Origin of the sequence: Curtobacterium sp. S6 (genome assembly GCF_000710345.2) — a bacterium.
Classification (GTDB): domain Bacteria; phylum Actinomycetota; class Actinomycetes; order Actinomycetales; family Micrococcaceae; genus Rothia.
Genome location: NZ_JHEL01000015.1, coordinates 1,308,466 through 1,321,430 on the forward strand (window position 1 = coordinate 1,308,466; position 12,965 = coordinate 1,321,430).

A 12,965-nucleotide genomic window follows, 5' to 3' on the forward strand; every position below is an offset into this window, starting at 1 on the left:
GAGAGACGCTTCTTAAAGTGTCAGTCGGAGCAAGTAGGGTTTCCTATGTGAGCACAGCCCTGTATCGCCGTTACCGACCCGAGACGTTTGACGACGTCATCGGGCAAGAACACGTGACCGCGCCTCTCATGACGGCGCTCCAGAAAAACCGCGTCAACCATGCCTACCTCTTCTCGGGCCCGCGCGGTTGCGGAAAGACCACGTCGGCCCGGATCCTGGCCCGTTGCCTCAACTGCGCAGAAGGCCCCACGGCCCACCCCTGCGGGGTCTGCGCCTCATGCCAGGATCTTGCACGGGACGGCGCAGGCTCGCTGGACGTCATCGAGATGGACGCGGCCTCCCACGGCGGTGTCGATCACGCTCGCGATCTCCGGGAACGCGCGACCTTCGCCCCGGTCCGGGACCGGTACAAGATCTTCATCATCGACGAGGCGCACATGGTCACGAGGGAAGGCTTCAACGCCCTCCTCAAGATCGTCGAAGAGCCGCCGGAACACATCAAATTCATTTTCGCGACCACCGAGCCCAATAAGGTGCTCGGCACGATCCGTTCCAGGACGCACCATTACCCCTTCCGCCTCGTCGCGCCCGAGGTTCTCCGCGGATACCTCACTGACTTGTGCGCCAAGGAGAACGTCCAGGTCGAACAGGGCGTCCTCCCACTCGTCGTTCGCGCCGGGGGCGGCTCCGTCCGAGACTCCCTCTCCGTCCTGGACCAGCTGATGGCCGGTGCCGACCAGGACGGCATCACGTACGACCTCGCCGTGGCCCTGCTGGGATTCACGCACGCCGAGTTGCTCGACGGGGTCGTCGACGCCTTTGCCGCAGGGGACTCCCCTGCCGTTTTCCACGCCGTGGATCGAGTCGTCCAGACCGGGCAAGACCCGCGTCGCTTCGTCGAAGACCTTCTGGAACGGTTCCGAGACCTCATCATCATCAAGGCCGTGCCCGACTCCGCGGGTCAGATTTTGCACGGGATGCCCGAAGACCAAATCGACCGCATGCGAGCACAGGCGACCCAGCTGGGCTCCTCGGAGCTTTCGCGGGCCGCCGATATCTCCAATGCGGCCCTGACCGAGATGACCGGTGCGACCAGTCCGCAGCTCCACCTGGAATTGCTCTGCGCACGGATCCTCCTTCCCACCGCCGAAGACTCTTCCCGCGGCGTCAACGCACGCGTGGATCGGCTGGAACGCCGGGTCAATATGGGCGAGGTCGGAGCGGTCCCCGCGCCGTTGCAGACCGACCCTGCCGCGGTCACGACCCCAGAGACTCCGGCCGAGCACCTGGCGTCCCAACGGGATCAGCCCACGGCCGAGCCCGGATCCAGCGCCCGCGAGACGGCCCTGTCGATGGCCCGGCAGAATCGCGCCTCCGAGTCCCCCGCGGAGAGTGGCGGACCGACCTCCGGTGAGACGCCCCATTCCACGGCGGACACCGACACCGCGCATGATCCACGGCCGGCGGCGCCGTCACAGGACTCGCCCCAGTCGGTCGCCGAGGTACAACCAGACCAACGGACGCAGCCTTCACCCCAGGGCTCGGCGGAGCCTCCCCGTCCAGAACCATCCGCCGGGACCGCGCCGCCCAAGAATTCCGCGCCGAGGGGTAACGACTCCCCCGAGCCCGCGCCGAACGTGCCGAGGCCGAGCTCCGGCTCCGGGGACGGCACCCCCGTGACCATGATCGAGCGGTCCTGGGCCGACATCATCGCGGCGGTCGGCACGTACTCCAAGGTGGGGCAAGCGACGTTCCGTGAGTGTTCGCCGACCCGATTCGACGCCGGGGTCCTCTACGTCGCATCAAGCGGTCCGGGCATACAGTCGCGCGTCGAACGCTTCGCGCCGGCCCTGGCCAACGCCGTCAAGGACACCCTCGGCATCGACTGCCGCGTCGCCCTCGACGACGGCCCTCAAGGCGGACCGTCCGGCCCCGCCGGGCCCAGCACCCCCGAGCCGAACCGCCCGGTCGCCGGCCCGCCGGACGCCCCTCGCGACGCCAACGGTTCCGACGACTGGCCGGGCGACGACGCGTGGCAACGCGCGGCTCACGAAGCCAGCTCCGGCCATCAGGCCCAGGGCTCCCCCCGGGGCGAAGCTCAGAACCCTCGTCCCTCCGCGACGGCAGATAACGGGACCCCCATATCCGACGGTCCACGCGGCGGGGAGAGCGCCTGGAGGCAGCACGGCGCACCGCGCGAAGACGCCCAGGAACCGCAGTGGTCCGATGACTCCTCGGGAGAATCCTTCAGTGGATGGCAGGTTGCCCCCATACCGGGAGACGACCCCGCCCCCGATCAGGATCGAGGCGACCAGGCTCCTCCGGAGGATTCCGGAAGCCCGCACGCCTCGGCGGAGACCGCACAGAGTGACACACCCGCTGGCATGGCCGGTCCCACAGGCTCGGATGCGGCCCCTCGCCCGGAGGAAAGCGCCGACGAGGCGAGCGGTTCCCACGCGCACCTCCGGGTGGTCCCGGCCGAGGGCTCTCCCGAGGCCCATCCCGCAGAGGCGACGGACGAGCCCGTGTCTCCCGCCAATGCATCAGGCGCTGAGGCTCCCCGGGACATCGCCGGGTCTCAGGGCCCGGCCCCGAGCCCCGCTCACGCGGAGCCCTCGGGCCACCCCGGACGGGCCCCCGAACGCGAGCCCGCAGAGCCCGCTCACGATTGGTCGGTCGCGGCGCGTAGCGTCGGGGCGCCCGGGCATCCCGTCAAGGGCAGGGAATGCGGGTGGCGCTACTCCGGACCGGAATCCGAGGATCGAGCCACCGAACACCCATCAAAGTGGGGTCAACGAACTCCACACCTGACGGAGGTCGGCGGCGATTCGGAGATGCCCGCCGAGGACGCCCAGAAGGGCCCCTCATCCCGGCGCACGGATAAGGCCGAACGGCACCTTCACGCCGTCAAAAGCGACGACGAGCCGGGCGAAGCCGCCGAGAACCCGAACGCAGCTGACCAGAGCCCCCAGAGCGAGGGGTACAAGCCATCGTTCCGCGAACGGCACGCAGCAACCATCGCCGCCAACTCGACGCAGCCTCAGGAACACCAGATGGCGCGTGGGCGTTATGGAGACGTCCCGGTCGACCCCAACGCCCCCGAGCCACCGGACGATGAATGGGAAGGCTTTGAGCCATCCGCTCAGGACGAGGACGTCGAAGATTCGGCGGTCTTCGGCCAGGCGGCCATCGAGACCATTCTCGGCGGCCGTGTTTTGGAAGAACGCCCGCACCACCGGGGATAGCCCGGGGCAGAACAACAATCGGAAGAGGCCGTTGCCGGCCGACCAGAGAAGGGAGGATTCGTGTATCAAGGAGCCGTTCAGGACCTGATCGACGAGCTGGGCCGCCTGCCCGGCGTCGGACCCAAGTCCGCTCAACGCATCGCGTTCTACATCCTCAACTCCCCCGCCGACGAGATGGCGCAACTCGCCTCGGCCATCACGACGGTCAAGACCAAAGTCTCCTTCTGCGAGATCTGCGGCAACATATCGGAGAGCCCCAAGTGCTCGATCTGCCGAGACGCGCGCCGCGACGGCTCGCTGATCTGCGTCGTGGAAGAACCCAAAGACGTCTCCGCGATCGAACGAACGGGAAGCTTCACGGGCCGCTATCACGTCCTCGGCGGTTCCATTAACCCCATGCAGGGCATCGGACCCGACCGGTTGCGTATCCGCGAGCTCGTCACGAGGCTGGCCGACGAGGAGATCCAGGAGATCATCCTCGCCATGGATCCCAATCTGGAGGGCGAAGCCACCGCAACGTACCTCTCCCGCATGCTGACTCCGATCGGCATCACCGTGTCTCGACTGGCCTCGGGGCTTCCCGTGGGTGGCGACCTCGAATATGCGGACGAAATCACCCTGGGCCGCGCCCTGGAAGGCCGCCGCGTGCTGACCGCGGGGCAACGAAAAGCGGAGGGAAGCGCTCAGGGGCCGCGCGAAACCGCAACGGCGGAGAGTACTTCCACCGAGGAGGACCCCTCCGCGATTCACACCCCGGAGTCCCGGGCGTCGACGGAATCATCGGCCGGCCCGGCCCCCGAGAACGAGGCACCCGACACGTCTTCTTCCGCAGAAATTCCCGACGCACAGGCCTCGGAGGCTCCCCTCGAAGGCAACGCGGAAGGACCCGCACAGCCTGGCGTTCCGCGCCGATACCCGACCCCTCGACGCGGCGAGAAATTCGCCAACCCCTGGGCAGACTGACCGGCCGAAATCCCTCAGCCGGCGACCCACGCGCCGGCCGTCGGGTTCCACTCGGATATGGAACGTCGGGTGACCAATCCGGCCTGCACGAAGGGGTCGGCATCGAGAGTCGCGGCCGCACGCTCGGCGGATGGGGCGGCCACCATGAGCATGCCGTGACCGAGATCGGAATCGATGAGCTGGCCGGAAGCGAGCAAACTGCCGTCCTGCTGGAGACGGCCAAAGAATGCGTGCCTCTCCGGTCGCAGACGGGCGAGTTCCTGAGGTTGCGATACGTAGGTATACGTCACGACAAATACGGTCATTCGGCCAGGCTACATCGCCCGGGGAAGCATCCTGGCCGGGCCACTCGTGCGATCACTCGGTCGCGGAACGCCCCACATGTTGGCGGATAAAAAGGGCCGCCCGGTCCAGCGCATCCCCCGCCTCATCCAGGTGATCGACGAAAGCCTGAAACACGTGCGGAACCTTGGCCGTCACATCCAAGATCACATCCACCTCGGCATCACGGGCCCTTTCGGCGAACCGAACCGAGTCATCCAGCAAGAGCTCATCCGAGCCGACCTGCAACAAAAGCGGCGGGAACCCCTTCATGTCGGCGTAGACGGCCGGAGAGGTCATCTCCGTGTGGGGGTCCGATCCGGCGAGATACCGCTCCCCCGAAGCAATAAGTGCCTCGGGGGTAAAAAACGGATCTATCCCGCGCTTGGACTCGAAGCTTCCTCCGGAGCGACGTTGATCCAACCCCGGAGAGAAGCACACGACGCACGACGGGACCGGCAACCCAGCGTTCTTCGCCGCCAACACCGTCGTGACGCTCAAGCCGCCGCCGGCCGAATCGCCCAGGATGGTGGCGTCCTGCGGGGCCACGCCCTGATTCAAGAGCGCCTGATAGGCGTTGAAGCAGTCCGTGACACCGGCCGGGTAAGGGTTTTCCGGCGCAAGCCGGTAATCGACCGACAGTGCCCTAATTCCCGTGCGAAGCACGAGGTGAGCCGTCAAACTCATCGCCGTGGAGGGGGATCCTAATGCGAACGATCCGCCGTGGAAATACAACATTGTTCCCGGTCGCGGGTTCTCCCGGGGCTCAACCAGGACCGCGGGACGCCCGGCGATCGTCGTGTCGGTGAGCGTTACACCGCTAGGCACGGGAAAAGTGCTCATCATCTCGGCGAATCCCTTGCGTAATTCTTCTACGGGCCTGGGCTGAGCTCCCCCGCCGCCGCGCGTCAACATGTCTCGAACAGCGTTTCGCTGGTTTATAGTCATGCCCTAGTTTCCCACCGTGTCCAGGGCGTAGCCGACGCACCTGGCCTGATCCCGAGTGATCTGGCTCCCAACTGTGACGCCCACGTTGCCGTTGAGGCGTCTCCGTGTGTCACATAGTGGGAATGCATTCACGTATGAGCGTAACGCTCCCCCACCGACTAACCTGTAGGACGATCCGCATCGGTGATTCCGCGGATCCTCGTCGCCGCGACCCCCGCGCGACCTTGACCGACACCACACCTCCGAGGGAGACCCCATGAGCCTCATCGTTCAGAAATTCGGCGGCTCGTCCGTGTCGGACGCCGAGGGTGTCAAACGCGTCGCACGCAGGGTCGTCGAGACGAAGAACCAGGGCCACGACGTCGTCGTGGTGGTCTCCGCCATGGGCGACACCACCGACGAGCTCCTGGACCTCGCCGGCGAAGTATCGAATGAAACCCAGGCGAGCCGCGAGCTCGACATGCTCCTGACGGCCGGCGAACGGATCTCCATGTCCGTCTTGGCGATCGCCATCCACGGCCTCGGGGCCTCCGCCCAGTCCTTCACCGGATCCCAGGCCGGCATGATCACCGACGGCGTCCACGGCAGTGCACGCCTCGTCGAGGTCCACCCCGACCGCATCCAGGAATCGGTCGAGGCCGGAAACATCGCGATCGTCGCGGGGTTCCAGGGCATGAACCGCCAAACCCGCGACATCACCACCCTCGGACGCGGAGGCTCGGATACCACCGCGGTCGCGCTCGCCTCCGCCTTGGGCGCGGATTACTGCGAGATCTACTCGGACGTGGACGGCGTCTTCACGGCCGACCCGCGCATCGTCAACGCGGCCCACAAGCTCAACGAGGTCTCGAGCGAAGAGATGCTCGAGATGGCGGCCAACGGCGCCAAGATCCTCCACCTCCGTTGCGTGGAATACGCTCGACGTTTCAAAATAAAACTGCATGTCCGTTCGTCATTCAGCGATCTCGAAGGAACCTGGGTCATCCCGAATTCCACCGACGCCGACGCCGACGCGCACGACCTGACAAAGGAGATCCCCTTGGAACAGCCCCTCATCTCCGGTGTGGCGCACGACCGGACCCAGGCAAAGGTCACCGTGGTCGACGTGCCCGACGTGCCCGGATACGCCTCGAAAATCTTTGGTTCGCTCAACGACGCCAAGATCAACCTGGACATGATCGTCCAGAACGTCTCGACTCGTTCGGAGGCACGCACCGATATTTCCTTCACCCTGCCGCAGGACCAGGGCGACACCGCCATCGAGGTCCTGAAGCGAGTCAGGGACGAGATCGGCTTCGCCGACATCGAGTACAACGACGCGATCGGCAAGCTGTCGCTCGTGGGCGCCGGCATGAAGTCCAACCCCGGGGTCTCATTCCAATTCTTCGACGCCCTGTCCAAGGCCGGCGTCAACATCGACATGATCTCGACCTCGGAGATCCGCATCTCCGTGATCACGCGGGCAGACCTTCTGGACGACGCCGTTCGGGCCGTTCACACCGCCTTCAACCTCGATGCCGAAGGAGAGGCCACGGTCTACGGGGGCACCGGGCGCTGACCCGATGACCGTGCCTGACGTCGAACCACCCCTGGCCGCCACGCCCGTCGCCCTGACGGGCGACTCGTGGCGCACCCTGGCGGAAGAACACCGAGAACGGGCGGCGATCTACACCGAACCGTTCCTGGAGCGACGTCATCACGGCCGCAAACATCCCGTCGAGGATTTCCTCTTCACCTACTACACCCTGAAACCGGGGCAGCTCCTCCGCTGGCATCCCGGCCCCGGCGTCATCCTTCTCGACGCGGGCGACCGAGCGGACTGGAAATACTATCGACGCCCCACCGAGGCGGAATTGCGCGCTGCGGGGATCGCGGATCACGAGGTCGAGGCACAGCGCTCGCAGGCCTCCATCGTGGACCTGGGGGCGTTCCTCGACGCCCGTTCCACCGCCGTGGACTTCACGCGCGACATCCTGGCCCGCACCGCGGCCAAGCCGGGCAATTTTGGGTGCTTCGGAATGCACGAGTGGGCGATGGCCTACCGCTCCGACGAACAAGAAATTCGGCACGAATACCTGGACCTGCGCCTCGGCTCCGAGGGAACCGACGAGGTCGTCGAGGCCCACCGCATCCACTGCACGCATTTCGACGCCTTCAGGTTCTTCCAGCCGCAAGCCAAGCCGCGCAATGAGATCCAACCGACGCGGGAAGATCAGCGCTACCTGGAGCAGCCCGGCTGTCTGCACGCCAATATGGATATCTACAAATGGGCCTACAAGCTGATTCCGCTGGTGGACTCGGCCCTGCTCATGGACTGTTTTGAGCTGGCCTGGCAGGTGCGCGAGATGGACATGCGCGCGGCCCCCTACGACCTCCTGGCCTGGGGGTACGAACCGATTCAGGTCGAAACCCCGCGCGGCAAGAAGCAGTACGCCACGATGCAACGGGAATTCGCATCCACATCGGTGGTATTGCGCGAGCGGCTGCTGGATAGCATTCGCCGGGCCGAATCTTTGGATTAACCAAAATCCCTGATTTCGTGTCGTGTCATATCACGGGTGACTCCACGCACGCACATCACCGGTACGAGTACCGCCACGCGATAACTTCTTCGACATTTCATGAGTCATATTCCACGTCGAACCCAAAGAATAAGCATTTTGTGAAAATCTGAGGTGGTTGAAGGTACGTCTGCCATCCTGAGGAGTTTTCACCCGTGTCCATCTCTCGTCGTACGACCATCGTTTCGGCATCGGGCCTTCTCGGAGCGGTGCTCCTCAGCGCCTGCGGCAAGCAGACCACCGACGCCGCGTCAGGCGCCTCGGGCAGCGCCTCGGCATCGGCCTCTCCATCGGCGTCCGCCTCCGCGTCGGCGAGCCCTTCCGAAAAGCTGGTGGCCTGGACCGATAACGCCGCGGTGTCACACCTGTTCTTCCATTCCCTCGTGGCCGATCCGAAGCGCGCTTTCGACGGTGATTCCGAGGCCGGCGGCTACCTCGACTACATGGTCACGATCAAAGAGTTCAAGAGCGTCCTGCAACAGGTCTACGACCGGAATTACGTGCTGGTCAGCCCGCATCAGCTCTACACCGCGACGCCGGACGGCGGTCTCACCCCCAAGGCCCTCGACCTTCCGGAAGGCAAGAAGCCCCTGGTCATCTCCTTCGACGACCTCTCCTATTACGAGTACATGAACGGTGACGGCTTCGCGGATCGCCTGATCGTCAAGGACGGCAAGGTCGTCAACGAGTACCACGATGCATCGGGCAAGAAACTGACCGGCGCCTACGATCACCTACCGATCGTCGACGAATTCGTGGAGCAGCACCCCGATTTCTCCCACGACGGCGCCAAGGGCGTCATCGCTCTCACCGGCTACAACGGGATTCTTGGCTATCGCACGTCGGATTACTCGTATAAAGACGAGAATAAGAACATCGAGGCCGACAAGAAGAAGGCGAAGGAAGTCGCCGAGGCGATCAAGAAGAGCGGTTGGGAATTCGCCAGCCACTCGTGGGGCCACATCAATTTCACGACCTCACCGCTCGAGCACATCCGCGAGGACAATGAGAAGTGGCAGCGAGAGGTTGCCCCGCTCATCGGCAAGACCGACCTGTTGATCTACCCGTTCGGGGCCGACATCGCCAAGGTCGAGGACTACGCCGGAGCGAAATTCGATTACCTCAAGTCCCAGGGATTCAATGCGTTTTTCAACGTGGACGGCTCGACCCCCGCGTGGGGCCAGCTTCGACCGAATTATTTGCGGGAGGCGCGCATCAACGTCGACGGCATTTCGCTGAAGTACGCGCTCAAGGGCCAGCAGACTGCGTTGCTGGAATTCTTCGATCCGAAGGCCGTCCTCGATCCCGCCCGTCCGCCGTCGATCTCCGGCTCATGAGTCGGCGCGAGTCTCGGGTTGTCCACAGCGTGACGCCGGGGGCCACGCAGCGTTCCCCGAGAGGCTAAACTGATTCAGCAAGCTCGCGGAGCGTCCGGGTACTTCGTGTCCGACGTGAGACGGCACCGGTTTCCGCGCGCCCGAACACACCACCACCGCGTACCCAACCCGCGTACAGGAGCGACGGATGCCCCGGATCATTGTTGATGTCATGCCCAAGCCAGAGATTCTTGACCCGCAGGGCAAGGCGATCGCCCGAGAACTGCCGCACATCGGCATCAGCGGCTTCACCGAGGTCCGCCAGGGCAAGCGGTTCGAACTGACCGTCGAGGGCGAGGTCACCGAGCGCCATCTGGATGAGGCACGTCGAGCAGGCGAAGAGATCCTCTCCAACCCGGTCATCGAGGACGTCGTCAACGTCTCCGTGGTGGAGGACTGACCGTGTCCCAGTCTCTCTCAGCCACCGAAGCCCCCCTGATCGCCGATCTCTCCTCCTCGGTTCCCGATGAGCGGCTCGCCGACGTGCGCGTCGGCATCGTGACCTTCCCCGGGACCCTCGACGACCGCGACGCCGCCCGCGCGATTCGCTTGGCCGGCGGAACACCCGTACCGCTCTGGTACAAAGACACCGACCTGCTCGACGTGGACGCCGTCGTCGTGCCCGGCGGCTTCTCCTACGGCGACTACCTGCGCGCCGGCGCCATCGCCGCGAAGGCACCGCTCATGAGCAAGGTCTACGACGCCGCAACCGCCGCGGGCACCTCGGGTTCCGCCCCGCTGCCCGTGCTGGGAATCTGCAACGGATTCCAGATCCTCACGGAGCTGCATCTCTTGCCCGGCTCCATGATCAAGAACGACCATCTCAAGTTCGTGTGCCGGGACCAGCGCCTGCGCGTCGAGACCACCGCGACCCCGTGGACGGCGGGGCTTCGGCGAGGCGGGGAGATCGTCGTCCCCCTGAAGAATCAGGACGGTCAATACGTCGCGGACGACGCGACCCTCCGGGCCCTCGAAGAGGAGAATCGCGTGGCCTTCCGCTACGTGGATGGCAATCCGAACGGTTCACGCCAGGACATCGCCGGCGTGACCAACCAGCGCGGCAACGTCGTGGGGCTCATGCCTCACCCGGAGCACGCGGTGGAACCCGGTTTCGGCCCCTCGTCCTCGGGTCACGGCGAGGTCGCCATGCGCTACGGAGCCGACGGCTTGAGCATTTTCTCGTCCCTCCTCCACCAGATCGCCTCCGCCTGATCTTTCGAGCCGAACCAAGGATTTCCACGCATCATGAATGACCAGCAGTTCAACCTGGACACCGTCGACAACGCAGCAGCCACCCCGGAGACCGAACTCCCCTGGGCGGAACTCGGCCTGAAGGAGAACGAGTTCGAGGACGTCAAGAAGATCCTCGGGCGGCGCCCCACCGCCGCGGAGCTGGCCATGTACTCGGTCATGTGGTCCGAGCACTGCTCCTACAAGTCCTCCAAGGTTCACCTGAAGCAATTCGGGGCCAAGGTCACGGAGGAGATGACAAAGGACCTCATGGTCGGGATCGGCGAGAACGCCGGCGTGACCGACATCGGCAATGGCTGGGCCGTGACCTTCAAGATCGAGTCCCACAACCATCCTTCCTACGTCGAGCCGTACCAGGGCGCCGCGACCGGCGTCGGCGGAATCGTCCGAGACATCATTTCGATGGGCGCGCGGCCGGTGGCCGTGATGGACCCGTTGCGCTTCGGCGCGATCGACCACCCCGACACCCAACGCGTGGTCAACGGCGTCGTCGCCGGTGTGGGCGGATACGGCAACTCCCTCGGCCTGCCGAATATCGGTGGCGAGGTCGAGTTTGACCCCTGCTACCAGGCAAATCCCCTGGTTAACGCCTTGGCCGTCGGCGTCATGCGGCACGAAGACATCCGGTTGGCCAATGCCTCGGGCGTCGGCAATCAGGTGATCCTCTTCGGCGCCCGCACCGGCGGCGACGGCATCGGTGGTGCGTCCGTTCTGGCCTCGGAGTCCTTCGACGACGCCAAGCCCTCGAAGCGGCCCGCGGTGCAGGTGGGTGACCCCTTCGCGGAAAAGGTCCTCATCGAGTGCTGCCTCGAACTGTTCAAGGGCTCGGTCGTCGAAGGCATCCAAGACCTGGGTGCGGCCGGGATTTCCTGCGCCACCTCCGAGCTGGCCTCGAACGGCGAAGGCGGCATGCACGTGGACCTCACCAAGGTCCTCTTGCGCGACAGCACGCTGACCCCCGGCGAGATTCTCATGTCGGAATCACAGGAACGCATGATGGCCGTGGTGACGCCCCAGAACATGGCCCGATTCGAAGAAATCATGCAGAAGTGGGACGTCGAATACTCGGTCCTGGGCGAGGTCACCGATTCCGGGCGGCTCGTGATCGAGTGGAACGGTGAGGTCATCGTCGACGTCGACCCGCGCACCGTGGCCCACGAAGGCCCGACGTATGAGCGCCCCTTCGAGCGACCCTCCTGGCAGGATGCCACCCAAGAAGACCACTTCACCGGCTCTCCCGCGGATGCGGATCGCCCCTCCGGGGAGCGACTCGGCCAGGCCATCCTCGACCTCATGGCTACCCCGAACCTGTGCTCTAAAGAATGGGTCACGGACCAGTACGACCGCTACGTCCAGGGCAACACCGCGCTGTCCCAGCCCGACGACGCCGGCGTGATCCGCGTGGACGAAGAGACCGGCCTGGGCGTGGCTCTCTCGACCGACGCCAACCCGCGCTACGCATACCTGGATCCCTATGAGGGCGCTCGTGCGTCCCTCGCGGAGGCCTACCGCAACGTCTCGACGGCGGGCGCACGACCCGTGGCGGTCTCCGACTGCCTGAACTTCGGTTCCCCCGAAGACCCCGAGATCATGTGGCAGTTCGCCGAGGCCGTTCGGGGCCTCTCGGACGGTTGCATGGAACTCGGCGTGCCCGTGACCGGCGGCAACGTCTCCCTGTACAACCAGACGGGCGGCCGGGCCATTAACCCGACCCCCGTGGTGGCGATGATGGGCGTCCTCGATGACGTCGGACGGCGGACCCCCTCCGGCTGGGCACCCTCGGAAGACGGCAACGCGATCTATCTGCTGGGCACCACAGCCGACGAGCTCGACGGCTCCGAGTGGGCACGCATGAAAGGCCACCTCGGCGGCCGCCCGCCCCGGGTCGATCTTGCGCGAGAAAAGCTGCTCGGCGATATCCTCGTGAACATGTCCCGCGACGGCATGATCGACGCCGCGCACGACCTCTCGCAGGGCGGCCTGGCCGCGGCCCTGGCGGATTCCTGCCTGCGGTTCGGCGTCGGGGCCCGCATCGGCCTGGGTGAGGTCGCCGAGCGGGACGGCGTCGACGACTTTACGTTGCTCTTCTCCGAGACTCAGGGCCGGGCCATCTGCTCGGTGCCGCGCACGGAGGAGGTCCGATTCAAAGACATGTGCACCGCCCGCGGTTACGCCTTCGCCCGGATCGGCGTCGTGGACGCCGTGAACGATGCCTTGGATCTGCAGGGCCTGGCAAGCATCGGCCTGCACGAGCTGCGTGAGGCGTGGTCGGGCACGCTACCGAAGCACTTCGGCTAGGA

The 12,965-nt window shown here is 65.4% G+C and carries 10 protein-coding genes; 8 read left to right on the plus strand and 2 right to left on the minus strand.

All coding sequences use genetic code 11. From position 1 onward, the window contains the following. The first annotated feature begins 47 nt into the window (after nt 1–47). Nucleotides 48–3,245, plus strand: coding sequence for a DNA polymerase III subunit gamma and tau (locus CURSPS6_RS08215; protein ID WP_030015460.1), 3,198 nt, complete (start codon nt 48–50; stop codon nt 3,243–3,245). 60 nt (nt 3,246–3,305) lie between these two features. Further along, nucleotides 3,306–4,208: a recombination mediator RecR gene (recR, locus tag CURSPS6_RS08220; protein ID WP_030015462.1), complete on the plus strand. Its 903-nt coding sequence runs from the start codon at nt 3,306–3,308 to the stop codon at nt 4,206–4,208. Between the two features lie 14 nt (nt 4,209–4,222). Here the strand turns inward: recR and CURSPS6_RS08225 are convergent, their stop codons facing one another. Together CURSPS6_RS08225 and CURSPS6_RS08230 are read right to left on the minus strand one after the other, a co-directional pair. Beyond that, nucleotides 4,223–4,513, minus strand: coding sequence for a YciI family protein (locus tag CURSPS6_RS08225; RefSeq protein ID WP_035810327.1), 291 nt, complete (start codon nt 4,511–4,513; stop codon nt 4,223–4,225). 52 nt (nt 4,514–4,565) lie between these two features. After that, entirely contained in the window at nt 4,566–5,477 is a 912-nt protein-coding gene (locus CURSPS6_RS08230; protein ID WP_030015465.1) for an alpha/beta hydrolase, read from the minus strand. Nucleotides 5,478–5,733: 256 nt separating this feature from the next. On the opposite strand from CURSPS6_RS08230, the gene CURSPS6_RS08235 reads away from it, so the two are divergent. From CURSPS6_RS08235 to purL, 6 genes are all read left to right on the plus strand, one after another. Beyond that, nucleotides 5,734–7,035 carry an aspartate kinase gene (locus CURSPS6_RS08235; RefSeq protein ID WP_030015467.1) on the plus strand — a complete coding sequence of 434 codons (1,302 nt, stop codon included), beginning with the start codon at nt 5,734–5,736 and terminating at the stop codon, nt 7,033–7,035. A gap of 4 nt (nt 7,036–7,039) precedes the next feature. Beyond that, entirely contained in the window at nt 7,040–7,999 is a 960-nt protein-coding gene (locus CURSPS6_RS08240; protein WP_030015468.1) for a hypothetical protein, read from the plus strand. Between the two features lie 194 nt (nt 8,000–8,193). Next, nucleotides 8,194–9,375, plus strand: a complete 1,182-nt coding sequence (locus CURSPS6_RS08245; protein WP_030015469.1) for a polysaccharide deacetylase family protein — start codon at nt 8,194–8,196, stop codon at nt 9,373–9,375. Nucleotides 9,376–9,562: 187 nt separating this feature from the next. Continuing rightward, a complete protein-coding gene (purS, locus tag CURSPS6_RS08250; protein WP_030015472.1) occupies nt 9,563–9,814 on the plus strand; it encodes a phosphoribosylformylglycinamidine synthase subunit PurS in 252 nt (83 codons plus the stop codon). Between the two features lie 2 nt (nt 9,815–9,816). Beyond that, nucleotides 9,817–10,626, plus strand: coding sequence for a phosphoribosylformylglycinamidine synthase subunit PurQ (gene purQ / locus CURSPS6_RS08255; protein ID WP_030015473.1), 810 nt, complete (start codon nt 9,817–9,819; stop codon nt 10,624–10,626). A gap of 33 nt (nt 10,627–10,659) precedes the next feature. Next, complete coding sequence (purL, locus tag CURSPS6_RS08260) at nt 10,660–12,963, plus strand: phosphoribosylformylglycinamidine synthase subunit PurL (RefSeq protein ID WP_030015474.1); 2,304 nt, start codon at nt 10,660–10,662, stop codon at nt 12,961–12,963. The last annotated feature ends 2 nt before the right edge of the window (nt 12,964–12,965 follow it).